The organism is Syntrophomonas wolfei subsp. wolfei str. Goettingen G311 (assembly GCF_000014725.1).
Classification (GTDB): Bacteria; Bacillota; Syntrophomonadia; order Syntrophomonadales; family Syntrophomonadaceae; genus Syntrophomonas; species Syntrophomonas wolfei.
The window spans coordinates 2,327,700-2,352,702 of record NC_008346.1 but is presented as its reverse complement, the minus strand read 5'-3'; the positions used below and the strand labels follow the sequence as shown (position 1 = coordinate 2,352,702).

Sequence of the window (25,003 nt, the reverse complement as noted above, 5' to 3'; positions counted from 1 at the left end):
AATTTAAAAATTTTTTTACCGAACGACCCAATAATATCGCAACGGGTAAGGGGCAAATTGATAACTGTAAAACAATTTACCCCTCACCACTATGGTTTAACTATGGTTTAACTATAGCTTAGCTGTTGTTTAGCAATTGTTTAGCAATTGTTTAACTATTGTTCAACCATCGCTTAACTATTGTTTAACTATCGCTCAACTACCGTTCAACCATCGTTGAACTATTGTTCCACATTTAAATAGCTTCAACGATCAGGGCTGTACCCATGCCGCCGCCGATACAGAGGGTAGCCAGGCCTCTCTTGGCACCGCGCTTCTGCATTTCGTATAAAAGGGTTATGAGAATTCTGGCTCCCGAGGCTCCGATGGGATGGCCTATAGCTATAGCTCCGCCGTTGACATTGACTTTTTCCATCTTGTCCGACCAGCCCAAATCACGACCTACGGCAATAGCCTGGGCAGCAAAAGCTTCGTTGGCTTCAATCAGGTCAATGTCATCAATAGTTAAACCAGCTTTTTCCAGGGCTTTGCGGCTGGCCGGTATCGGTCCCAGTCCCATTACCGAGGGATCCACTCCACCGGAGGCATAGCTAACAACTTTGGCCATAGGCTTGATGCCTAGCTCATCAGCTTTCTCCTTGGACATTACGATAACGGCAGCGGCGCCATCGTTAATGCCGGAAGCATTGCCGGCAGTTACACTGCCGCCCTTCTTGAAGGCCGGAGCCAGTTTGGCCATAGCTTCAGGCGTACTTTTGCGGGGATGCTCATCGGTATCAAATACGGTATCGCCCTTCTTGCCCTTAATAACCACGGGCACTATTTCGTCTTTAAAGCGACCGGATTCAATAGCTTTTGCCGCCAGATCCTGACTGCGGAAACCGAAGGCATCTTGCTCTTCCCGGGTAATGCCATACATTTCATTAACATTTTCGGCGGTTATTCCCATGTGATAGCCGTTGAAGATATCAGTCAGGCCACCGAATACCATCTCATCGATAAGGTCCCCTTTGGGCATACTCATCCGGTATCCCCAGCGGGCATTGGGCAGTAAAAAGGGAGCTTTGTCCATGTTCTCGGTTCCGCCGGCTAAAATGATATCAGCGTCTCCGGCTTTAATTACCTGAGCCGCTAGGCTGACGGCTCTCAAGCCGGAGCCGCAAACCTTATTGATGGTAAAAGCGGTTATTTCTTTGGGGATTCCGGCTTTAATCATGCACTGACGGGCTACATTCTGTCCCAGTCCGGCCTGAAGAACACAGCCGAATATTACTTCATCAATCTGCTCAGCCTTGATCCCGGCTCTTGTTATAGCCTCTCCCATAACCAGGGCACCCAGGTCGGCAGCTCCTACATCTTTTATGGTGCCTCCGAATGTACCCACAGGGGTACGGCAGGCTCCAACCAGTACTACTTCTCTCGCCATCTTTAAACATATCTCCTTTCCAAACATTAAATTACCTGGCAATTAACAAGCAAGATAGGTCTGAATAATGATTTATAAAAAAGGAAAAACATTTTGCAAATTTCTGCTTAGATGCTGTTTGATTTATCTTGCTTTCCATTAAGCTTATCCCATCACTCTCCTTTCTAATGCCAGCTTTATTTAGCCGGTTTCGTTTTATAAAAAAAGGTTTAGACCTGTTGATTGCTATTAATATAACGAAGTGAAACATGTCCTCCGCATCCTTAATAGTGAGCGAAGCGAACATCAGTAGTACCCGCAGGGTGCTTCTTTAAGCGGCCAAAGTTCCTATTAAACAAAACAGGCGGCGGTTTCTAATCCCCTGCCTCGTTGCAACGCTGGGTTGAAGCTGCTCCGCAGTTTCTTCCGATGCTTAAAAAAAGGGGGGGAAGCTACTGTTCCGTGATGAATAACCCTCATAAAAGCCGAACGTGAAATATTAATGATATTGCATCACGGAGCAGCAGCGATACACATGTTAATGATATAAGGGGGGAATCGAAACATGATAATAATTTCCCGTATCGCCCTAATTAATAGCAATAAGCATGCCAGAAAAATCAAATAAAAATTTTTTAAAAGGCCCGAAAAAGCGGGGAAAGGCCTACTTTTAGAAAACACATAAAAGTGCTTTGTAAGCTATAATGCAAAAAGGAATTTAAAATAATGTAAATTAGCATTACTCTGTAGTCTTTTTAAAAGGAGAAATAATAAGTGCTTTGAGGCTGGCAAATTGAGAAATATCGTGGAAAATAGGCTATATTAAGGATTCAAGATATTTTAGTATTAATTATAGCCTTAATTTATGGGACAAATACCTAAAAACAGGAAAACGCTTAAGACATTAATGCAATAGTGCATTAATGTCGGGGATTAAACTTCAACAACTCTGTTTAAATTAAGTTTTTGAGGAATTTACCGATATTATTATAACAACGAGGTGAATTATATCCCCGCTTCTTTAATCTTCTGGGTTCCTATTAACAAAACAGGCGGCGGGTTCTAATCCCCCATCTCGTTGCAACGCTGGGTTGAAGCTGCTACGTAGTTTCTTCCAAGGCTTAAAATTATTATACTAGATTAGAAACATACATGAAAAGCAAATAAAAGGGGTATTCCACCCTTCGGGTGTTACTATTAAGGTTGTAGCGTCAAGAACTTTATACAATGAAGATAATGCTGGGAGATGAAGATTTGATATCTTGGGATAGACTGAAAGCTGATCTTAAAGGGCAGACTAATATGTGGATTCTAGTATGGATTTTGCTCTTATTAAACTTTTTTACTTTCTTTGCTTTTTTGTGGGGTTTTTCCTTTGGACTCGTATTTATCTTTCTATTGCTGGCCCTGGTTGGGATAAAAACTCTAAAATCATGGGGAAATGTGGAGGAAATACTGCAGGAACCACCTGGCAGTAAAGAAGCCCAAGAATTAATGCAAGGAGTTAAACTCATTGGAGAAGAGATATTTGAGCAGGAGGTTCAAAAGTTTTCCAAGCCTTTAGTGGATTCAATTTATCAGGACTTTTCCCGAAGCCTTTCCTGGTTGTGGGAAGAAAAAGATGCCTTTATTGAGAGGGCAGAAGGGATGATGCTTGAGCTAAGCTCGATTCCAGCTCTGACCGTTTCTCTCAGTGAGGAAAAGGCTAAACTGATAAAGAATCTCTTGAATAATGTTGAAATCACCTCATCCTTGCTTAATGACCTTAAAAACACCCGCGAGAGTAGCTTGAAAGAAATGGAACAGTTCCTAAAGGTGAAACTTGAAGATCTAAAAAACACAATGTTAAGGGAAAAGGATATCTTTTATGATTATGTTTATAAGCTATTGCTGGCTCAGATAAGAAACCAAGAGGAAATAGAGAGCGAAGAAGATTTTAATATAGAAGAGTATTTTAATGTGAATAAACTGGGTGAGCAGTTTGCCCTGAATTTGGATAAATCTCTGGAAACTCGATCAATGGCTTTTCAAGATGGCATTATACGGGATATGGAGGAAGTTTCCGCTGATATAGTAGGAAAAATGCAGAACTGTACCTTGCAATTAATGAACAGTTTTAGTGAAATCCATCAAAACCTGACCCGGCTTCTGGATGAATCAGAAAATGAGGACCAGATACTGCTACAGCGTCTGAACCAGTGCTGCATAAAAACTGCAAAACTGAGGGATCAGGCGGAGGAAGTCATGCTTACACTGGCCTGGCAGGATATACTGGTGGAGAAACGCTGGGGGGAAATAGAGAATCAATTACTGGCGATTAGAGAACAGGTTAATCAAAGTGTGGAGGAAGATGTAATCGAATATATTAGGAATTTTATAGAAGAAGAGATTCCATCATTTGGGGCAGAGATGCAAAACCAGGATAGGGGTGTTTTCGCGAAGGCACTTATTGATGCTGAGTTAATTTATCAGCTCTATTCTGGGAATAAGCTGAGTGAAGTTATTCGGGACGGTTCTTATCCTTTGCTTATGTTTATTGAGCCGGTGGATTATCTGGTAAGGAGAAACATTAGAATTACCCAGGAGGGGCTGAATAGGCGGAGGTCTATAGATCTGCGAAATGATTTGGATAAATATGAAAAACTGTTTCAAAGAGTGAGGCAAGTTCTGGAAAGCCAGAATATGGAGTTGGTTCATTATATAAAAGATCTTTTCCCGCGATCATTTTATAGCTATTGTAACAACCCTTACCTTAAACAAAGGCCGGAGAATCTGAATCAGGCTGCCTGGACTTTGTTTGTTGATTTGATTGATGATGACTATGATGATAGCGGGTTTTATTTGGCTGGAATCTTGCTGATTATTCACCAGATAAGGAATAAATATATTCAGCCTTTTAAAGCTTTACCCCGAAATATGGAAAATGAAGCTGAGCTTGATCATATGCGTTATTGTGCTTTTAAAGCCATTGACATCCTGCTTTCCAAACAGAATCAAGCGCTCAACCGGGCAGGCTCTGCTTAGAAATAGGTATTAAGCATCGGTGAAAAGACGAATATTAGTAGGTAAGGTAAAATGTAGCAGGAAATAAATTAAACCCCTCACCCCTTACCCCTCACTCCTCACTTTTCTTACTAAATCGACTGAACTAAACGGAGGTTGCTAAATGATTCCACTCAGGGACAGTACTCCAAGTAACACTTTTCCATTAATAACGGTAACTATTATTGCTTTGAACCTGGCCATCTTTTTTTACGAGAGTTCCCTGGGTATTGAAGGCATGGTAGAGTTATTTTCCGTATTCGGACTGACTCCGCTTAACTATAGTCAAGGCTATGTTCCTCTTCTAGCTTATCTGCCGTTTTTGACTTCGATGTTTCTACATGGCAGTTGGATGCATGTAATCGGTAATATGTGGATACTGTGGCTTTTTGGCGACAATCTGGAAGATAGAATGGGTAGGGGGAATTTTATTTTATTTTACTTGAGCTGCGGGATACTGGCCGCCTTAACCCACTACTTCGTTAGTCCGCTTTCCAGCGAACCGGTGGTTGGAGCCTCCGGAGCTGTTGCCGGAGTGATGGGAGCGTACTTTTTGTTATTTAAGAAGGCCAGAGTTCTTACCTTTATACCGCCTTTCTTTCTCTTTAACCTACCCGCCTGGATTTATCTGGGCTTCTGGGCTTTAACTCAAATCTGGTGTGGAACCGTCAGTATTTTCATGGCCGATGCCTGCGGAGCCATAGCCTTCTGGGCGCATATCGGTGGCTTTTTGGCTGGAATGGTGCTTTACAAGTTATTCTTGAAAAGGGAACAACCTCTATATAATGTTTGACCAATGTTTACCCATCACTCCTTACTTTAAAATTAAACTCCGGCCTTGGCCAAATCCTTGGTTTTCTCATGGAAGTGGTTCAGAAACAGGTTAATATGTTCATCAGCAAAGTGGGTATCAGGATTAGCGCTTTGCAAGAAATGAATGGTATTTTCTATTCTTTCCTGGCTGGCCTTAATTTCGGTCCAATTTCTTTCTTCTTCAAAAATATTCATGCAATCCTGGAGTTCATTGGCCCGACCGGTTTTCAAATAGTATTTGAATAACTCCAGGGTTCTAATATCCTGGTAAGCCGAGTGTACCATAGACTTTTGTATTACCTCACTGTATGTTTGGCGGTTTTGCCTGGCCGAATTAAGCTTTTCCTCAGCTTGCTTGATATCATTAAGGCAATTATCCAGAAAGAGCTTGTGGTATTCCGGCCAGTTTTCCAGAGCTTCCTTGTAGCGGTCACAAGCCTTTTCATACTCGCGATAACGAATGAAATAGACTTTTATTTCATGATTATAGTGGTTTAAATCCAGATTATGTTGTTTCTTTTGACGCGACAGCAAACGACTGAAAGGCAAGACATTGTCGGAAGCTTCTGTTTCCACCGGCTTTTCCGGTTTTTGAGGCAGATTATCCGGTTCTGCCGGAAACAAATCCTCTCTTTCCCGGAGGAAATAACGCTGTTCCAGTATCTTTTCCCAGTAATTGATCTGTTTATTAAGCCGTTCGATTTCTCGTAAGGAAGTAAGGCAAAGGTTAATGTCTTTGAGAAGTTCATCTTTGCTTTTAGCCGCTTTACGCTTAGCCTTTTTTATTTTGCAGTGAGCTTGTATTTCGTTGTTCAAAGGGAGAATGGTTGCCAGGGCGGTTATGCTGGCCAGATTTTCGCTGCTGACCATATCGACCGGATTCCGGAGGCTTTTATCAAAATAAAAACGGGTATTGCTCGTCAGGTAATAATAGGGGCCGATAGAATCAATGAATTCACTGTCATTTAAACTACTAAGATCAGCGGCAGCGTTTAACTCCTGCTCAAAAAGTTCCAACCACTCTTTACTGGAGTTTTCGGCTTTTTCAGAAGCAGCAGCCAACTCTTTAATTTTCCAGTAGCCTTCCCAGGGTATTATTATTTTGGAATCATAATAATAATACAGCACTTCCCGGGGAGAAAATTTGATTATTGTGGAAATATCCAGGCAATCCGCTTTTTCTTTATTTAGAAAGGTAAAAAACATCCGATATCCTCCTTTGATTTTTCTCCCAGTAAACTTTCTATATATTACCAAAAAGTCCTTCTTTTGTAACCAAAAATTTTAAATAAGTTAATTCCCCATGCCTAGAGGACACGATCAGAGTGTCAAGGGGACGGTCCTCATTTTCTTACTAACCCCCCTGATAATCCCTGGTTTTACTTGGGCTGCTGACGGAGAGAATGACAGTATGTTAGAATTAATAAGAGAAGTAAAAAATACCAGGAGGAGGGAATTAGTATGACCACTGCTCTACCGTGGTTTGTTGAACAGTATAAAGAGAAAGACCCGGAGTATTTTGCTTTGCTGGAAGAGAGCCTTACCGGGGCAGTAAATACCCGGCAACTGGATGCCAGGACCCGGTATCTGATACTTCTGGCTCTGGATGTATTAAAAGGAGCTGCCGAAGGGGTGAAGGTATTATCCAGGCAGGCACGGGAAGCCGGCGCTACGGAAGATGAAATCAGGGAAGCCATTCGACTGGCTTACTTTGTAAATAGTATGGACCTTATTAAAACAGCAGTTAATGCTTTTTAAGTAGAAGTAATCGCCTTGAATTTTTAGGCTCTTGGGAAGGAGGTAAAGCCGGGACTGTGTTTAAGGCAGTTTTATTTGATTTGGATGGAACTTTGTTAAATATTGATATGGATTTCTTCCTGCAGAAGTATTTTGCCCGGATGCAAAAAATGGCCTGGGAAGCAGGTTATAGCGATACCGAAGGATTGGTGGAACAGGTCTTTAAATCCACCGGGGCAATGATTTCCGATCGTAACCCCGAGTATAGCAATGAAGAAATCTTCATGCGGGATTTCTTTTCGAACGGGAAATACCCGGAGAAGGATTTTCGGGAGTTTTTCGAGCGCTTTTATGAACGGGAGTTTCCTCTTTTGGAGCCTTATTGTAAGGCCTTTGCCGGGGTTCCGGAAATGATGGAAAAATTATTTGACCAGGATTTGAAGGTAGTAGTTGCCACCAATGCCGTGTTTCCCTTGACTGCTCTGCAGCAACGCCTCAATTGGGCCGGGGTAGGCCATTTTGATTATGATTTGATTACCTCCTACGAGATCATGCATTTTTGCAAGCCCCACCAGGAGTATTACCAGGAAGTTGCTGAGGTGATCGGGGTAAAGCCTGAAGAATGCCTGATGGTCGGCAATGATGTGGGAGAAGATCTGCCCGCCGGCAAGATTGGTATGAAAACATTCCTGGTGGAAGATATGCTGATTGACCAGGGGGTGGGATTAAGCCCTGATTGGCGGGGAAAGCTCAATGATTTATTCTCTTTCATGGAGAAAATCTGAGTATTCTAAGCTCCGATGGGAGATAATAGCGCTAAGAATAAGTCCGGGACCAGTCCCCGGACATACCCAAACTTATTCTAAAGCGAGCGTTAGCGGAGCAGGGATGCAAACCCGGAAGATGAGCAAGTTAGATAATACATGAAAGTGCAGGTGTTAAACCATTTCCACTAAGAAGAAGAAAAAGAAAGAGGTCTTGAGTGAGAAGGATCTGTTAAAAATAGAGATTGCCAAAGAACTGGGTATATGGGAACAGGTGGAGAAAGAAGGCTGGGATTCCCTGAGCAATGCCACCTGCGGTCGGGTTGGGGGGCTTATGAGCAAAAGACTGCGGGATAGTGGAGCAGTATAAAAAAGCTACTGTAGGGTTCTGGTTGGGCAGGAAAAAGGCGGTTAGCGACTTTTCAGGGTGGAAATGCCACCCTTTTTGCTTTTTTATGAAGGCAAAGTTCCAGCTTTTTTAAGGTATAATAAAAAAGACAAAGCAGGAGGTTAGAGCAATGGACGAGATTGAAAGAGTAAGACTTTATCTAAGCGAGAAAAATCCAGAATTGAAAATCATTGTACTGGAGGAAGATACCAGTACGGCCCCTCTGGCGGCACAGGCTCTGGGTACGGAAGTGGGGCAGATTGCCAAATCGATTTTATTCAAAAGCAATGGAGATAAATACTGCATGATAGTAGCGGCGGGAGATGTAAGGATGGATAACAAAGCTCTCAAGCAACTGCTGGGGAGCAGGCCTAGAATGGCGAATGCTGAAGAGGTCCTGGCGGTTACCGGCTTCAATGTCGGGGGGGTATGTCCTTTTGCATTGCCGAACCCGATTCCCATTTTCCTCGATGAAAGCCTCAAGCGTTATGATGTAGTTTATGCAGCGGCAGGGACAGCCAATACGGCTCTTCCCATATCCTATGAGGAATTGATGCGACTTACCGGAGGTTCACCCTGCCGGGTTGCGCGTGATAATTAGGAAACAGGATGATGATTTATGCCGGGTAGTTTTGTTCACTTACATAATCATTCCGAATACAGTCTTCTGGACGGAGCCTGCCGCATCAAGGACCTGGTAAACCGGGCTGTGGAACTGGAGATGCCGGCGGTGGCCATAACCGACCATGGGGTGCTCTATGGGGTAATCGATTTTTACCGCGAGGCCCGCAAAAGGGGAATCAAGCCCTTGATCGGCTGTGAGCTCTATGTGGCCCCGCGCAGCCGTCTGGACAAGGAAGCCCGTATCGATGATAATCTTTATCACCTGACTCTGCTCTGCAAGAATGAGCTGGGTTACAGGAACCTGGTACAGCTGGTGAGCCGGGCTTTCCTGGAAGGTTTTTATTACAAGCCCCGGGTGGATCAGGAGCTCCTGGAAAAATACCATGAGGGTTTAATCGCCCTCTCCGGTTGTGTGGTCGGGGAGATACCCCGCCTGCTGCAGAACGGTGATTACCGGGGAGCCCGGGAAAAAGCCCTTTATTACCAGGAACTATTTGGTTCTGGGAATTTTTACCTGGAGTTGCAGGATCATGGTTTACAGGAGGAAAAGGCAAGCTTGCCCGGCCTGCTTCGTCTCAGCCGGGAAGATAGTATTCCCCTGGCGGCCAGCAATGACTGCCATTACCTGAGGAAAAAAGACGCTCAGGTACATGATGTGCTTCTATGTATTCAAACCGGCTCCGTGGTAAACGATGAAAAACGCCTGCGCTTTTCGGGCAGCGAATTTTATATGAAAAGCCGGGAGGAAATGGCCGCGCTTTTCCCGGATTACCCGGAAGCATTGGAGAACACGCTGAAGATTGCCGGCGAGTGCAATCTCGATTTCACTTTTGGCGAATACCATTTACCCGTATTTGAGTTGCCGCCTGGACACAGTGCAGAGTCTTTCCTTAGTGAAATGGTACATGAGAAGTTCCGCCGCAAATACCCTGATGCGCAGGAGAAGATAATCGAGCGGCTGGAATATGAGTTAAGGGTAATAAATGAAATGGGCTTTGCCGCCTATTTTCTTATTGTACAGGATTTGGTCAACTGGTCCCGGCAAAACGGGATTCCGGTAGGGCCGGGAAGGGGCTCGGCCGCAGGAAGCCTGGTTTCTTATGTGCTGGATATTACCACTATCGATCCCTTGCGTTATGACCTGCTTTTTGAACGATTCCTCAACCCGGAAAGGGTGAGCATGCCAGATATCGATATAGATTTTTGCTTTGAAAAGCGGGACCGGGTAATAGATTACATCATAAGCAAATACGGGGCTGACCGGGTGGCCCAGATTATAACTTTCGGGACTATGGCGGCCCGCGCCGCTATTCGGGATGTGGGACGGGCCCTGGATGTACCTTATGGGCAGGTTGACCGTATAGCTAAAATGGTGCCGGCTGAACTGGGGGTGAGCCTAGAACGGGCCCTGGAGATTTCGCCGGATCTTTTTACGGCTTACCAGAGTGATTACAATACCCGCAACATACTGGATATTGCCCAGGCTATCGAAGGTATGCCGCGTCATGCATCGATTCATGCTGCCGGAGTGGTTATCGGCCGGCAGAGTTTAAGCGAGATTCTTCCCCTGCAAAAGACCCCGGAGGGCCATGTGCTAACCCAGTTTACCAAGGAGACGGTAGAGGATATCGGGCTACTAAAAATGGACATATTGGGTTTGCGCACCCTTACCGTGATAGACCGGGCTCTGGAGATAATCAGGAAGACCCGGGACGAGGATATTGATATTAGCAGCATTCCCCTGGATGACGAAGCGGTTTACAAACTGCTGTCCGCCGGGGATACGGCTGGAGTCTTTCAATTGGAGAGCGATGGCTTGCGCCGCCTGCTCTGCGAGATGAAGCCCGACCGCTTTGAGGATATTATCGCGGTAATTGCGCTTTACCGCCCGGGTCCCCTGGGCAGTGGCATGGTGGAGGATTTTATCAACCGGAAAAACGGCCGTCAGGAGATAGAGTATATCGACCCCTTACTGGAGGATATACTGAAGGAAACCTATGGGGTCATTCTCTACCAGGAGCAGGTGATGCGGGTGGCCAGTGAGCTGGCCGATTTTACCATGGGTGAAGCCGATGTTTTGCGGCGGGCCATGGGCAAAAAGAAGGCGGAGGAATTGATGGCCCAGCGGGATAAATTCATAGCCGGAGCAGCCCGGAATGGTATTGGCCTGGCCACCGCCAGCCATCTCTTTGATCTTATGGAAAGCTTTGCCGGCTATGGTTTTAACAAAAGCCACTCAGCCGCCTACGCCCTGATTTCCTACCAGACCGCTTACCTAAAAGCCCATTACCCGGTAGAATACCTGTGCGCTTTTTTGAGCAGTGTAATAGATAATCAGGATAAAGTAGTTTCCTATATTAAAGAATGCCGGAGGCTAGGGATAAAGGTACTGCCCCCGGACATTAACGAAAGTTATGAGAACTTTAGCGTGGCCCGGGATGCCATTCGCTTTGGCCTGGGGGCGATAAAGAATGTAGGGCAGAATGCGGTGAAAAACATCGTAGAGGCGCGAAAACAGGGGTTCTATACCTCCCTTTTTGACTTCTGCCGCCGGGTGGATCTGGGGCAATTGAACAAGCGTATGCTGGAAAACCTTATATTGGCCGGTTGTTTTGACTCGCTGGGTTTTAGCCGCAAAGGGGCCTTATCCATTATGGAGGAATGCGTCAATATCTCTCTGGCGATAAAACAAAATGAATGCAGCCAACAAGGCTCTCTTTTCGGGGATGAAATGGAGATGGTGGAAGAGCCGATTATAAAGCTGAAGGGCGAATATGAATCCCGGGAACGGCTGTTAAAAGAGAAAGAGGTACTGGGCTTTTTTGTTTCTGAGAGTCCCCTGGATGAATTCCGCTCTCTGTTACCCCTGATCAGTACCCATTGTTTGGAAGATATTAACCTTTGGGAAGAAGAATCCTATGTTCGCGTGGCGGGGATAGTGGTGAATTTAAGCCGCCGGGTCAGCCGCAAAGGGGAGAGTTATGCTCGCTTTGTCCTGGAGGATCTGGGGGGGAGGATCGAAGTGCTGGTTTTCCCTTCGGCCTACCGGAAGAATGGTGATCGTCTGGAGGCGGACCGGGCGGTAATTGTTGAAGGCTACTTCGACCGGCGTGAGGAACAGCCCAAAATAGCCTTGCGGAAAACGGGCCCCATACCGGAGTCGTTGCGGGAAATGCATCTTCGCCTGGCCGGGAATGGCGATGGCGAAATGGATAGAAATAAGCTGGTAAAACTTTTGCAAAAATACCCGGGGGATATTGAAGTCTTTTTGCACCTGCCGGGACGCCGCCTGCTGGTCTTAAATGAAAAATTCAATGTTTCTCCCAGCCAGGATTTGAAGCAGGAATTGGCGGCCGTTTACGGTCCGCAGAATGTCTGGTTCAATTAGGACTTTTAAGGAAGGAGTAGAGCCGATGAATGATAGTGGCTATATAGGAGAACAATATATTGTGGTTAAAGCCCTGGAGAATGGGGTAACCATTATAGGATTAACCCGGGGCAAAGACACCAAATTCCATCATACGGAAAAACTGGACAAAGGCGAGGTAATGGTACTGCAGTTCACTGAACATACTTCAGCCGTGAAGATCAGGGGACATGCCGAAATAGCTCATCGCTATGGAATAAGTACCAGCGAAAGTACAATAAGCAGCAAAAATCCTTAAAGATACTGGCATATAACTCACTTTGCAAGCTAAATAAAGCATTTTGCTAAATGCGAGGGGCAAAAAAAGAGGGCTGCCGGTGTCTGGTTCCAAAGGGGGAAACCGGCTTGCAAAAAGTAGGAATATTGACCAGCGGGGGAGACGCATCAGGTATGAACGCCGCCATCCGGGCGGTAGTCAGAACAGCCCTCTACCATCAGATGGAAGCTTATGGTATACACCTCGGATTTGAAGGATTGATGGCCGGGAATTTTGACCCTATGTCCCGGGGGTCGGTGGCTGATATCATTCACCGGGGGGGAACCATATTGCAGACCTCGCGCTCACAAATCTTCATGACTGGCAATGGAAGGGAAAAGGCCCGTGATGAGCTGCAAAAACGGGGCATCCAGAACCTGGTCATAATTGGCGGAAACGGAAGCCTGCGCGGGGGTTATGAGCTTGGCAAACTGGGGATAAATGTTATAGGAATTCCCGCAACTATAGATAATGACATAGTATATACCCGTTCCATCGGTTTCGACACCGCCGTGAATACGGCTCTGGAAGCTATCAACCGGATTAGAGATACCGCTACCAGCCATGGACGGATTTTTATTATTGAGGTGATGGGCCGGCATTGCGGGGAGATTGCCCTGGCAGCAGGTGTGGCCGGGGGAGCTGAATCCATCCTGATTCCGGAAATCGAGACCGACCTGGATGAGGTTACCAGAAAGATCAAGCAAGGAACCCAAAGGGGTAAGCTGCACAGCATAATAATACTGGCCGAAGGGGTTTACCCGGTGATGGAACTGGCCCAGGAAATAGAGAAAAGAACCGGCAAGGATACCCGGGTCAGTATTCTGGGACATACCCAAAGAGGAGGCACACCCACGGCTGTGGACCGGATAATGGCCTCGCGCATGGGTATGGCCGCAGTGGACTTTATCGTGGAAGGTAAAAGGAATATAATGGTGGCAGAAGAAGGAGATAGAATTCTTCCGGTTCCGCTGCAGGAAGTAATCAGGGGAACCAGAACCCCGGAACTGGCAATGTTTGAGATAGCCCGAATACTCTCTATTTAACTGTAAGCCAAGAGGACGCCGTGTGATAAGCCGCAGGTGTTGCCCATGCGTAGACTGCGAGCGGTATATTTATACAATCCAATGAATAATAATAACTTTTTGTAATAGAATCATCCTTATATATATCAGAACCGGCCCTATGATATACCCAAAGACTATCCCCATGTCAGAGCGAAGGAGATGGCTTTATGAGAAAAACCAAGATTATATGCACCATTGGCCCGGCCAGCGAGCAGATTGAGAACTTACTGCTTATGATAGAGGCCGGCATGAATATCACCCGCCTTAATTTTTCCCATGGGAGCTATGAAGAGCACCAGAAGAGAATTGCCAACATTCGCGAGGCCCGTAAGAAGGCGGGAGTACCAGTGGCTATAATGCTGGATACCAAAGGACCGGAGATAAGAACCGGTCTTCTTAAGGCTGGAAAGGTGAAGCTGGAAGCCGGGCAGCGTTTTGTGCTAACCACCCGCCAAGTAGAAGGAGATGAAAACCTGGTACAGGTCACTTATGATCGCCTGCCCCAGGAGGTGGAAAAGGGCAATAGCATACTGCTGGCTGATGGCTTGATTAACCTGCAGGTGCTGGAGACCAGCGATACAGACATTATCTGCGAGGTGGTCAATGGTGGGGAACTGGGAGAGAGAAAAGGAATCAATGTGCCCGGAGCTCGTATAAACATGCCTTTCCTCAGTGAAAAAGATAAAGAGGATATAAACTTTGGCATAGAGCAAGAAGTTGATTTCATTGCCGCTTCCTTTGTGCGCACAGCGGATGATGTGCTGGAAATAAGGCGTCTTTTGGAGCGGCGGGATGCCGACATAGATATAATAGCCAAGATTGAAAGCCAGCAAGGGGTAGAAAACCTGGAAGACATTATCAAAGTAGCTGATGGAATAATGGTAGCCAGAGGGGATTTGGGAGTGGAGATACCGGCGGAGGAAGTACCGCTGGTGCAAAAAAACATTATAGAGAAATGCAGTCCCCGGGGAAAGATGGTGATCATCGCCACCCAGATGCTGGATTCCATGATCGTAAACCCCCGGCCCACACGGGCGGAAGTATCTGATGTAGCCAATGCTATTTTTGATGGTGCCGATGCCATCATGCTTTCAGGAGAAACAGCCGCCGGGAAATATCCGGTTGAGGTGGTCAAGACCATGGCCCGCATAGCCGGGCGGGCGGAAGAAGTATTGCCTTACCAGGAAATTTTGCGGCAGAGGAGACTGCAAGGAGAGCTGTCCATAACGGATGCTATCAGCTTTGCCACCTGTGCCACCGCCCTGAATTTGAACGCCTCGGCCATAATTACTCCAACCGTAACCGGTCTTACCGCCAAGATGGTAGCCAAATACCGGCCCCAGGCCAGTGTTGTTGCCGTTACCACTGAAGAGCGGATATTGAACAAGCTGGCTCTGGTGTGGGGCGTCTACCCCCTCTTGATTCCTGAAACCTCAGGCACTGATGAATTATTCGAAGAATCGATAAAAGCTGCCTTAGAGTCTGCCTATATTAACAACGGAGACCTGGTGATATTGACTGCCGGAGTGCCCATCGGTTCCCCGGGAGGCACCAATCTTTTAAAGGTTCATGTTGTAGGCCGGATACTGGCCCAAGGCATGGGCATAGGCAAAGACCCGGTTACCGGGCGGGTAAGAATAGTAGTTTATCCGGAAGACATGGAAAAGATTAAAGACGGGGATATCGTTGTAACCACCAGTGCCGACTGTGCCCTGGCCCCCCACCTGCCCAGAATTGCCGCCCTGGTAGCGGAGGAAGGAGGCCTGACCTCCAATGCGGCTATTATGGGTTTGAATGCTAACATTCCCGTCATTGTAGGAGCCAGAAACGCCACCGGCCTATTGGAGGACGATATGCTGGTCACCCTGGATACCCCTCATGGCCGGGTCTACCAGGGAATTGCCCGAGTACGCTAAATATCGGAAGTTTAAACTACGAAAGAGGCAAATTTAGTTCTACTGCAATAAACATGCAACTCAGGAGTAATTTTCAGTGGATTTCTACTGCTTACTGTGGCCTCTTGTACGGCTATCCTTCCAGCTCATGGCAGCGTCTAACTCCCCAGGTCATGAGGAAATAGTACAGAAACAGGGCGGCCAGCCCAAACCCCAGCAGCATGAATAAGGCGGCCTGAACCGGGGTATGGATATACCGGATTACTATATAAATAATACCTCCGCCGAGCAGTATGGCCACGAGCATGGAAAAAATTACATTGAAATTCTGCTTGAAGGCTTGTTGTTCGTTTTCCCAATTGAGTTTGGGGTTGTATAGATCTATAAGCAATCCCGCTTCTGCAACCGGGATGATAGCCACCAAGCTCACCCCCACCAGCATGGCTATCAAATAATTGTCCAAAGGCATCAAGACTCTCGCCGCTATTATCATCAAAACCGCACCGCTCATTCCCAGCAGATAACCGGACAACAATTTGGCCAGAATCTGTTTGCGGTACGAAAGGGGAATATATTTGGAAACATATAATTCCCTGCCCTCCCGGGATATTGAAGTGGCGGTAACAGCGTTGGAGCCGATTATAAAAACAATACCCCCGACAATTATAGCCATGATAATAGTCTGTCCCCGGGGTTCACTTAAGAGCTTTTCCCAAGGCATGGTAATTTCTTGATTGCGCCCCTGGATAAAAAATGGAATAGTCAGCAGTACGGGGACCAGCAGATTGGTCATTACACTGTTGATGAAATAAGTCGGGGTCCGAAACAGCAAACGCATTTCTTTGGCCCAGTATGACAGGAGCGGCGGCAGACCCTTGCCCACCCGGCGGTAATCTGCTTCACTCAATTTCTTCCTTTTTACCGCGGTTTCCGTGGAGCCTACCAAACCTTTAAAATACAATTTATCACCGGTGAGCCAGGCTAGAGCCACCACCAGCAATGAAAGCCCGGCAAAAACCAGCAGGTTCACCAGCCCACTTAGCTGATCGGCATTGATCAAGGCCAGCCCCAAATAGCGGGTGGAGGGAAAGACCCGGCTCATCAAGTTCATCAGACCGCTGCGGTCGGTGAGCAGGTGCTGCAAATATGCGGTGTCCATGGCATTGGGACCTGATTTCTGAAATAGGAATTGGTAGCCTACCGCCAGTACGATGACCGCCAATCCGCCCAGAATCTTCAAGAGGTCTTTGCGGCGGCTCAAGTTGGCAAACCGCATAATGATGACCGTTGGTATGGTAGCCAGCCCCAGGGGCAGCAAGGGAACCAGGGCAAAGCCAACCAAGGCGTACAGCCAATACAGAACGGAGGCCCCGCTCTTGATCCCGTAAACCAGCAGCGGGGGCAGTAAAAAAGGCAAAGCACTCAGGTATTCGTTGACCAGCACCACCGAGAAGCGGGCCCCCAGCACCTGATAGCCGCTCAAGGGCAAAGCCAGCAGGTTTTGGGCGTCATCGGCAAAATAGAAGAAATTGATGATATAGAAAATCCCAAATAGAAACACAATGAAACTCACCAGTACAATACCCAAAGTCAATATGGCTCCCTCCTGTCCCAGCGGAGCCAGCACGTCAAAACCCTGAACCAGCAGCTTGACGTACAGAGCAATAGTTGGAGCCAAGGCTACAATGATCAGGAGCACCAAGCCAATCTTTTTGAAATATGGCTTGCGGTTCTTCGAGGTTTTCATTTGGAAAATCGAAATGCCCAAATAATTTATTAATAAGATTTTTAGCAAAGCCCAGAATCTATGCATTTTCCGTCAACTCCAGGAACAGATTTTCCAATGACCGGTTTTCCCGGGCATGAGTGCGGATTTCCTCCAGACTGCCGCAGAAAATCATCCGCCCTTTGTTGATTATAGCCAGGCGGTCACATACCTTTTCCGCCACTTCCAGCACATGGGTGGAGAAGAAAACCGTTTTGCCGGCATCGGCATGTTCGCGCATCATTTCCTTCAAATCATAAGATGAACGCGGATCAAGGCCGGTCATCGGTTCATCCAAAATCCAAACCGGTGGATTATGCAGCAGGGCTCCGATCACCACGATTTTCTGTTTCATGCCATGGGAATAACTCTGAATCAGATCGGCGGCGGCCGTTGACATTTCAAAGCGTTCCAGCAGTTTCTGAATGCGTTCCACCCTGATTTCAGAGGAAACCTGATAGACGTCGGCCATAAAGTTCAGGTATTCGATGCCGGTGAGGCGCGAGAAAATATTGGGGTCGTCAGGTACAAAGCTGAACTGCATTTTGGCCTCCAAGGGGCTGTCTTTTATATCCCGGCCGTTGATTTTGATGCTGCCCCGGTCGGCATTGAGGATTCCGGTAATCATTTTGATCAGGGTAGTCTTCCCGGCTCCGTTGGGACCCAAAAAGCCGAATATCTCCCCGTCTTGGACGGTCAGGCTGACATCGTCCACCGCCTTGACCTGGCCCCGGTTGTAGCTTTTGGATACTCCGCAGATTTCTATCATATAACTCTCCTAACCTTCAAGAAACTTGCCGTTAAGCTACCTTCTTACACATATTTACATATTGCATCATAGCATAGCAATAAGGAGAAGACAAATTTCAAGGCAGAGTAAAGCGCCGTAATTTTTAAACATCGGAAGAAAGCGCAGCAGTTTTAACACACCACTGCAACAAGGCGAGGGATTGCTTAAACCTATCCCCGAAAACTTCCCGCTGGCCGAATGGGCCGCGTTATCTGAAGGGTTTGACAAAAAACAGCAGTAATGTTCCTTTTGCCAGGAGAAACAGCGACCAGGAAATATCCCTATATCTCTCTATTCCACAGGGCTCTTAAGGCGATGGACAGTCCAGGGAAATCCGGATGTTCCACCAGCTCTTCCTCCATTCCGCCTGCGACCAGGGCGTATACACCATCACGCCAGGCGAAACATTCGAGCATTTTTTCCTGGGGATTGACCAGCCAATAATGTTCTACCCGGGCCTCCTGGTAAATCCGCCTTTTTTGCAAGCGGTCTTTGCGGCTGGTGGAAGGAGACATAATTTCCACCACTAGCATGGGCGGCCCGTCAATCCGGGTATCTTTTACAATGACTTCCTGTTCGCTTGCCACATAAAGCAAATCCGGCTGGACCACATTAACATCATGCAAAGTAACATCCAAGGGTGCATCAAAGACCTCCCCTTTGGGATCAACCTTCCAGAAATAATCTTCCAGGATTCTTTGTAACCTACGGGAAACCCGCTGGTGCAAAACATTGGGTGCCGGTTCTTTTATCAACATGCCGTCAAGAATCTCGAAATGATAACCCGGCTCTTCCGGCAACAGCAGGTAATCCTGGTAGGTAAGCTTCCTGGGTTCCTGTGTTTCATAAGATGAGGCACTTTCCTGAATGCTGCCGTTACTCAATGCTTTGATTACATCGTCCTTCTTATAGCGGTACTGCTTGTTGCCCAGTTCAATGCAAGGTATTTTCTTTTCCCTGGTGTATCTCCATATCGTTTCCACCGAAAGATGCAGGGCTTCGGCCAGAGCCTGGGCCGTTATCAATTCCTTATCCATGCTCATAAGACCACCTCCATCTTGATTATAAGAAATCTGTAAACTATAATCAACCAAAATCAATTGTAGTTGACTATTATCAACAACAAAATCCGTTCGAAAGACTCCTCTCCGAATTTTCATATTCCAGGGTTTTAATCCAGAGGAAATACTTTGCCTGGGCTTCTTCATTTCCACACATAGAACAGCTGGTTTTACAATAGGCCGCGATTTCCTGTCGTAGATATTCTGTTAGCTTACGAGTTGTCCGCCGGTACTCTTCAATGTCCAGGTCCGCTAGTTCCCTTTTGTTGAAAGTATAAAGCATATGGTATTTTTAAAATCTCTTGTTTCTAAAGCGGATTGCTCTTACTTACTGATGACTTGACTGGTCTTGTCCCAGAGGCAGATTCTTTTATGGCAACGGCATTCTGGTAACATAAACTTATCTTGTCTGGGATTTTAACTGCTGGTAAAGTTGGTTGGTTTCTGCCGGATCGGAAAAATTTATAAGTACCGGCTCGGAATGATCCTTAAAGGTTATGATTAGTACCGGACCATGAGCCGAGCGCAGGAAAAGCAGGGCACCGCCTATTCGCTGCACCGTAAAATGGCCCTTGAGGATGGGACCCATATTCAGACCGTTGTTTTTCATATCTACCACCGGCATTTCTGTTTGCAGAATAATATCATCAATATCGTAGTAATTGATATTCAGTCCGTAAGCTCCTGTGATTATGATTTGCTTATCTTCCAGGTGGTATTGGGTGGGCAGAGCATTCCAGGTAACCAATCCAGCAACTGCAAGAGTGATCATAGATCCAGCCCACAGGCTGATTTTTTCAATTCTTGCGGACTTAGGAGTGCTCAGGGAAGCAGGCTGATTAAATCCCCGGGCTCGGATTAACATAACAATAATAACCACAACAAACAGTGCCCAGGATATATCTACTCCCCATATAAAGCCAGCTTTTTTTATCAGGTATCCAGCTAGGATAATACTGGCTTGGATTCTCAGCGCCGTGATTGCGATCGTGCTGAATGTTTCCGCCAACTATCTCTATGATACGATTAAACCGGCGAAGCTCCGTGAGGACCTTTTTCATTATAATTATAAAGTAAGCTGTTACCGAGCACTTGCCATTATTAAAGCAAAAGAAAATAATTAAAACAAACCATGCGCAGACATTATGATACCTACATGAACTTGGTTTAATGTTTATTGTTAGACATGAACTTTCAATTATTTAATTGCCGATTAGGCTAATAATGTGAAGTCAAGATATGTGCTGAGATGTTTAGAAAGGCGCCAATTTGGAGGGATAAACTATATGGGCAATTTATCCAGGCTTTCTAATATTGGTAAGGTCATCGAACAGCAACTCTATGAAGTAGGGATTACAACCTATGAACAACTAAAGGAATCAGGAAGTAAACAGGCTTGGCTCAAGATAAAATCGATTGATCCTTCCGCTTGTATTCATAGGTTGTATGCATTGGAGGGAGCTATTCAGGGTATTAAGAAAAGCCAGCTTCCAGCAGAGATGAAAGCAGATTTGAAGGAGTTCTACAACTCGTTCAAGGGGATAAAATTCAATTTGTCGTGAGGCTATGAGCATGATGGTACTTTTAAAGTTCAAGCTTCCCATTATCCATATTTAGTACTGCACGTTCAGTTAAAAATGCGTCTTAACGAGAACCCCCTACATCCATTCACTTGGATTATTCTGTACGTATAAATGTAAAAAACTATTTACATTTATATTTTGTTAAGTTACAATAAAAATGTAAAATATCTTTTACATTGAAAGGGTGGTTATTTTGGACGGCTTTCGAAAGATGGACGAAATGGAAATGAGCATCAACCTGAAGGCTATTAAATCAGCATGGCTTTTTGGTATTCTGTTTTTGCTAGTGTGGGTCGCATATGATTGGATAAAAACGGATACGCTCAACATAGCATTTATCCTTATGACATCACAATTAATTATCTATTGGATAGTTACACTATTTTTAAAATGGAAGTTCGGTAAAGATGAAAAATAATATAAAAGAGCTAAGAAAAGCCCTTGGCTATAGACAAGAGGACCTTGCAGCCTGTCTTGGTGTTACAAGACAAACGATAAATGCTATCGAAAACCAAAAGTATAATCCAACCTTGGAATTAGCAATGAAATTGGCAAAATTATTGGGCACTAACGTTGAAGAACTTTTTATTCTGGATAAATAAAAGATAGCTCTTTTCATAAGGTCAAAGGTATTTTGGTAAATTGGAATTATGCTGCGCAGTTCAAGAAATTATGTGCAGCAAAGAATTTTTACATTAAGATCATCTTGCTTAATAGGCTTTTATCGCTGTAATAATAGCTAGGATGCAAAATATTGCACCTAAAATCCAACCAGTTAATGGAGCATAGGTAAAAACTGTTTTGGCTGCTTGCCCAAAAATGAGTGATGCACTCATAAGCAAACAAAATAAAACGGTCCATTTTTGATATTTACTCAAACGTAAGACCTCCGATTATTGTTTATTCTTGGTAATGCCAATGGTAAAATACGTCACTAAGTTAAAGTTCAAACATCTTTATGGCAATTAAAAAACCGATTGCTCCTCCTATTAACCAAATAATAAAGAATGTTATCAAATGTTCAATATCAGTATGGCCGGCGATTAAATATTTCCCAATTCCATACAACACAATTCCCAATAAACCGCCTAAGGCCATAAATAAAAATCTTTTAAGGTTATTATTTGATTTTGCGGATTTCTTCATAGAGAAATTGCTTGCCTCCAACAATTATTATTTGTGGTTATATTATACATCAAAGTTGATGGAGAAGAATTGTATGACATATTCCAAATAGAAGGTGCAACTTGCCTGGTGAAATGTCAATTAATCGGCATAGAAGCTGCCGAATATGGTATTATCGAATTTTATTGCTATAACCAGTAAATAAAAGAATTTTATTAAATATGGGGATGGGTTAGCATTATGAGAAAATTAGTTATTATATTGCTCTTATTTATAATCACTATATTAAACGCTTGTTCGAATGTCCGCGAATCTAATAATTTTGAAGACTCCCAGCAACCCCTTACCAAGGCTCAGATTAACGAAATTATCACAGCCGCAACTGAATCTGCTATAGTAGATGTTGATTTTTCCCAAATTTCAAAACCTAATCCGGTTCAACAAACAGAAATTAATGAAAGAATGCACAGTCTCGGTGAGAAGCTAAAGGGAAAGGTTACGATTGAAAATAGAAATATTGTTGTTGCTCGGGTTAACGGAGAAACTATTACGGCCTCAAATTGGTATTGGGAAAAGATTAATAAAATCCTACAGGCGGAATTTAACAATAAGAGTATTCCTTCTGATGCAAAAATACTGAATGATTTGATAGAGACCAAAGTGATAAGCAGTGCTGCAAGAAGCCTGGGAATATATCCTCCTGAGGATCAGATTAAGGCTTATATAGCAGACCAGCAAAAGTATATGGAAATTTTAAAACCGGAAGAAATTACTATTCTAATACAGACCTGGGGCATTTCAGAGGACAAATATTTCTTATTAATGGAAGATCGCTTTGCTGATAGCCTGGCTAAAATCAATTGGGGTGTCTACCTGGAAAAATATAAGGATGAGGCGCAGGAGGATGAGCAGGGGTATGTTGCAAAGAGTTTCACTTGGATTGGTGATGATAGAATAAAGCCACTCTTAGAGAAAGCGCAAGTTGAGATTACTTCGGAAGGGCGCCAATTGGGGATAAGTTATCCAGCACCGGATTAATGCTTAAATTGCTTGAAATCAGTTATCCAGGTATTAAAAAGGGGGTTCTGCATAAAGCAGAACCCCCTGGGCAGTTTTCTAGGCTTATTTTCCTTTGAAAGTGGGTTTTCTCTTTTCAACAAAAGCACCCATGCCTTCAAACTTGTCTTCGGTAGCACAGCACATTCCGAACATATCGGATTCAATGCTCATGGCGGTATCGATGTCAACTTGCATGCCTTTGCCGATAGCAAACTTGGCATAACCGACAGCCAGGGGAGCCTTGTTGGCAATCTTCTTGGCCATTTTCTTGGCTTCGTCCATCAATTGATCGGCAGGATAAACATGGTTTACCAGGCCGATGCGATAGGCTTCCTGGGCATTGATGACATCCGCAGTGTAGGTAAGTTCTTTGGCTCGGCCTTCACCTACCAGGCGGGGCAGTCTCTGGGTTCCGCCAAAGCCGGGAATAACACCAAGTCCCACTTCCGGTTGAGCGAAAACGGCATTTTCAGCAGCCAGCCTTATATCGCAGGCCATGGCCAGCTCGCAGCCTCCACCCAGGGCAAAACCGTTAATTGCCGCAATAACCGGTTTTTCCATGAGTTCAAACTGCCGCATAACTCTTTCTCCAACATCAGAGAAAAATCTGCCTTCATGCGGCGACAGGGGCAGCATGAAGGTAATATCTGCACCGGCAACAAAGGATTTATCACCGACACCGGTAACGATAACCACTTTGATATTGGAGTCGGCTTTAATATCCTTTATGGCCTCTTCCATCTCATACAGGGTTTCAGCATTAAGAGCATTTAAAGCCTTGGGACGGTTAATATAGAGAATAGCAAGATAGTCTTCTTTTTCCAGAATCAGATTTTCAAACGCCATTGCTGTCTCCTCCTTTTTATGGTTCAAATTAAGTGAATGAAAAATAAATCACAAAGTAGCTATTACGATAAACGGGGGGCTGTATTTTGCAATAAGCCCCCGTAATTATCTATTTATGAGATGGTCTACTATTTTTTGTAGTCATAGAACCCTTTACCCGTCTTCATTCCCAGCCATCCGGCCCGTACCAGCTGTTTCAGCGGGGGTGCCGGGCGGTATTTGGAATCGCCGGTTTCGGCAAAGAGGGTGTTGCATACGGCCAGAGCAATGTCAACACCAACCAGGTCGCAGAGGGTTAAGGGGCCCATCGGCCAACCCGCACCGAGCTTCATGGCAGTGTCGATATCGGCAGCGCTTGCCAGACCTTCATAATAAATGAAAGCAGCTTCGTTCATGCCGGGCAGGAGTATTCTGTTAACCACAAAGCCGGGACCCTCTTTAACTTTAACCGGGGTCTTGCCGATTTCTTTGGAAAACTCGACTACGGCATCAACGGTGGCATCTGCGGTCTGAACTGCCGGGATTACCTCGATGAGTCTCATTACATTGGCCGGGTTGAAGAAGTGTACGCCTATTACCTTGTCCGCTCTTTTGGTAATGGCAGCAATTTCGGTAATGGAAAGGGAGGAAGTGTTGGTGGCCAGAATGACATCCGGTCCCATCATGGCGTCTAATTTGGTGTAGATCTCTTTCTTAAGGCTCATTACTTCGGGTACAACTTCAATAACTAAATCACCGGCAGCCAGGTCATCAAAGTTGGTGGTTCCTTTGATTCTGCCAACTACGGCATCAGCGGTTCCCGGAGCAGCTTTGCCTTTTTCTTCAGCTTTGGTCAGGCCTTTCTTGATGGCTCCGATGGCTTTGTCAACAAATTTCATATCGATATCATAAAGAATAACATTCTTGCCGGCTGCGGCAATGGCCCAGGCAATACCCTGTCCCATAGTTCCTGCACCTAGTAAAGCAACATTATTAAATCCCATTAAATTGTAACCCCCTTATATTATTTCTTTCTGATAAGTACATACAGCCTTTTCTTTTCTCTTTAAGGCGAAACGAGAGTCAAACCACCCCCTTACCTCATTTAATACTATGAAAAGCTATAATAACTGAGATATTATCTTATAGCTAATTCATGCAATTATTATACCAATCACTTAAGAAGCCTTTGAAAAGCGGCATATGGGCCAATATTACCCGTATTTATGAGCTATTCTCATATGGAATAACAGCTTTACTGGCTAAAAGGTTGTCCCAAAAATGCTACATCATATAAAAAGAATACCGTATTAAAGACATTTAGAGAATTGACGCAAAATAAGACAGTGTAACAAAAAGGTACAAGTTCGCAAAACG

General features: G+C 45.1%; 24 protein-coding genes. 14 read left to right on the top strand and 10 right to left on the bottom strand.

Translation table 11 applies throughout. The features are described from left to right. Positions 1-235: 235 nt before the first annotated feature. A complete protein-coding gene (locus SWOL_RS10615; protein WP_011641437.1) occupies positions 236-1,426 on the bottom strand; it encodes an acetyl-CoA C-acetyltransferase in 1,191 nt (396 codons plus the stop codon). Between the two features lie 1,206 nt (positions 1,427-2,632). On the opposite strand from SWOL_RS10615, the gene SWOL_RS10605 reads away from it, so the two are divergent. Then, a complete protein-coding gene (locus SWOL_RS10605; RefSeq protein WP_041427542.1) occupies positions 2,633-4,429 on the top strand; it encodes a hypothetical protein in 1,797 nt (598 codons plus the stop codon). A gap of 142 nt (positions 4,430-4,571) precedes the next feature. Beyond that, the gene (locus SWOL_RS10600; protein WP_011641435.1) at positions 4,572-5,240 is read left to right on the top strand and encodes a rhomboid family intramembrane serine protease; all 669 of its coding nucleotides are present in this window, start codon (positions 4,572-4,574) and stop codon (positions 5,238-5,240) included. 32 nt (positions 5,241-5,272) lie between these two features. On the opposite strand, the gene SWOL_RS10595 is transcribed toward SWOL_RS10600, so the two are convergent. Then, positions 5,273-6,466, bottom strand: a complete 1,194-nt coding sequence (locus SWOL_RS10595) for a hypothetical protein (protein WP_011641434.1) — start codon at positions 6,464-6,466, stop codon at positions 5,273-5,275. A gap of 255 nt (positions 6,467-6,721) precedes the next feature. Between SWOL_RS10595 and SWOL_RS10590 the strand changes: the two genes are divergently transcribed. The 8 genes from SWOL_RS10590 (at position 6,722) to pyk (ending at position 15,439) form a co-directional block, all read left to right on the top strand. Beyond that, a complete protein-coding gene (locus SWOL_RS10590) occupies positions 6,722-7,018 on the top strand; it encodes a carboxymuconolactone decarboxylase family protein (RefSeq protein ID WP_011641433.1) in 297 nt (98 codons plus the stop codon). A 56-nt stretch (positions 7,019-7,074) separates the two neighbouring features. After that, complete coding sequence (locus SWOL_RS10585; RefSeq protein WP_011641432.1) at positions 7,075-7,782, top strand: HAD family hydrolase; 708 nt, start codon at positions 7,075-7,077, stop codon at positions 7,780-7,782. A gap of 193 nt (positions 7,783-7,975) precedes the next feature. Then, positions 7,976-8,131 carry an alpha/beta-type small acid-soluble spore protein gene (locus SWOL_RS10580; RefSeq protein WP_011641431.1) on the top strand — a complete coding sequence of 52 codons (156 nt, stop codon included), beginning with the start codon at positions 7,976-7,978 and terminating at the stop codon, positions 8,129-8,131. 148 nt (positions 8,132-8,279) lie between these two features. After that, positions 8,280-8,750, top strand: coding sequence for a YbaK/EbsC family protein (locus tag SWOL_RS10575; protein WP_011641430.1), 471 nt, complete (start codon positions 8,280-8,282; stop codon positions 8,748-8,750). Positions 8,751-8,768: 18 nt separating this feature from the next. Next, entirely contained in the window at positions 8,769-12,161 is a 3,393-nt protein-coding gene (locus tag SWOL_RS10570) for a DNA polymerase III subunit alpha (RefSeq protein ID WP_011641429.1), read from the top strand. 25 nt (positions 12,162-12,186) lie between these two features. Next, on the top strand, positions 12,187-12,438 hold the full coding sequence (gene mtrB, locus SWOL_RS10565; protein ID WP_011641428.1) for a trp RNA-binding attenuation protein MtrB: 252 nt from the start codon (positions 12,187-12,189) through the stop codon (positions 12,436-12,438). Between the two features lie 107 nt (positions 12,439-12,545). Continuing rightward, positions 12,546-13,502 carry a 6-phosphofructokinase gene (gene pfkA / locus SWOL_RS10560; protein WP_011641427.1) on the top strand — a complete coding sequence of 319 codons (957 nt, stop codon included), beginning with the start codon at positions 12,546-12,548 and terminating at the stop codon, positions 13,500-13,502. A gap of 188 nt (positions 13,503-13,690) precedes the next feature. Beyond that, positions 13,691-15,439, top strand: coding sequence for a pyruvate kinase (gene pyk, locus SWOL_RS10555; protein ID WP_011641426.1), 1,749 nt, complete (start codon positions 13,691-13,693; stop codon positions 15,437-15,439). A 112-nt stretch (positions 15,440-15,551) separates the two neighbouring features. Here the strand turns inward: pyk and SWOL_RS10550 are convergent, their stop codons facing one another. The 4 genes from SWOL_RS10550 to SWOL_RS10530 all read right to left on the bottom strand — a co-directional run bounded on the left by SWOL_RS10550 (position 15,552) and on the right by SWOL_RS10530 (position 19,899). Continuing rightward, on the bottom strand, positions 15,552-17,231 hold the full coding sequence (locus SWOL_RS10550) for a putative ABC transporter permease subunit (RefSeq protein ID WP_011641425.1): 1,680 nt from the start codon (positions 17,229-17,231) through the stop codon (positions 15,552-15,554). Further along, the gene (locus SWOL_RS10545) at positions 17,224-17,952 is read right to left on the bottom strand and encodes an ABC transporter ATP-binding protein (protein ID WP_011641424.1); all 729 of its coding nucleotides are present in this window, start codon (positions 17,950-17,952) and stop codon (positions 17,224-17,226) included. Before SWOL_RS10545 ends, SWOL_RS10550 begins: the two co-directional genes overlap by 8 nt. A gap of 302 nt (positions 17,953-18,254) precedes the next feature. After that, positions 18,255-19,016, bottom strand: coding sequence for a Uma2 family endonuclease (locus SWOL_RS10540; protein WP_011641423.1), 762 nt, complete (start codon positions 19,014-19,016; stop codon positions 18,255-18,257). A 418-nt stretch (positions 19,017-19,434) separates the two neighbouring features. Beyond that, positions 19,435-19,899 carry a hypothetical protein gene (locus tag SWOL_RS10530; RefSeq protein ID WP_162010617.1) on the bottom strand — a complete coding sequence of 155 codons (465 nt, stop codon included), beginning with the start codon at positions 19,897-19,899 and terminating at the stop codon, positions 19,435-19,437. Between the two features lie 421 nt (positions 19,900-20,320). On the opposite strand from SWOL_RS10530, the gene SWOL_RS10525 reads away from it, so the two are divergent. Further along, the gene (locus SWOL_RS10525; protein ID WP_011641420.1) at positions 20,321-20,596 is read left to right on the top strand and encodes a TfoX/Sxy family protein; all 276 of its coding nucleotides are present in this window, start codon (positions 20,321-20,323) and stop codon (positions 20,594-20,596) included. 428 nt (positions 20,597-21,024) lie between these two features. Continuing rightward, complete coding sequence (locus SWOL_RS10515) at positions 21,025-21,219, top strand: helix-turn-helix transcriptional regulator (protein WP_011641419.1); 195 nt, start codon at positions 21,025-21,027, stop codon at positions 21,217-21,219. Positions 21,220-21,327: 108 nt separating this feature from the next. Here the strand turns inward: SWOL_RS10515 and SWOL_RS14430 are convergent, their stop codons facing one another. Further along, complete coding sequence (locus tag SWOL_RS14430) at positions 21,328-21,495, bottom strand: hypothetical protein (protein WP_155814214.1); 168 nt, start codon at positions 21,493-21,495, stop codon at positions 21,328-21,330. Positions 21,496-21,556: 61 nt separating this feature from the next. Next, positions 21,557-21,763, bottom strand: a complete 207-nt coding sequence (locus SWOL_RS10510; protein WP_041427537.1) for a hypothetical protein — start codon at positions 21,761-21,763, stop codon at positions 21,557-21,559. Between the two features lie 33 nt (positions 21,764-21,796). Here SWOL_RS10510 and SWOL_RS14755 point away from each other — a divergent pair, with 33 nt between their 5' ends. Next, positions 21,797-21,943 carry a hypothetical protein gene (locus SWOL_RS14755; RefSeq protein WP_155814213.1) on the top strand — a complete coding sequence of 49 codons (147 nt, stop codon included), beginning with the start codon at positions 21,797-21,799 and terminating at the stop codon, positions 21,941-21,943. A 39-nt stretch (positions 21,944-21,982) separates the two neighbouring features. Continuing rightward, the gene (locus tag SWOL_RS10505) at positions 21,983-22,780 is read left to right on the top strand and encodes a SurA N-terminal domain-containing protein (RefSeq protein ID WP_011641418.1); all 798 of its coding nucleotides are present in this window, start codon (positions 21,983-21,985) and stop codon (positions 22,778-22,780) included. Positions 22,781-22,864: 84 nt separating this feature from the next. Here the strand turns inward: SWOL_RS10505 and SWOL_RS10500 are convergent, their stop codons facing one another. Then, positions 22,865-23,647 (bottom strand): short-chain-enoyl-CoA hydratase, encoded by a 783-nt coding sequence (locus tag SWOL_RS10500; RefSeq protein WP_011641417.1) that lies wholly within the window; start codon positions 23,645-23,647, stop codon positions 22,865-22,867. 128 nt (positions 23,648-23,775) lie between these two features. Then, positions 23,776-24,630, bottom strand: coding sequence for a 3-hydroxyacyl-CoA dehydrogenase family protein (locus tag SWOL_RS10495; RefSeq protein ID WP_011641416.1), 855 nt, complete (start codon positions 24,628-24,630; stop codon positions 23,776-23,778). Between the last annotated feature and the right edge of the window lie 373 nt (positions 24,631-25,003).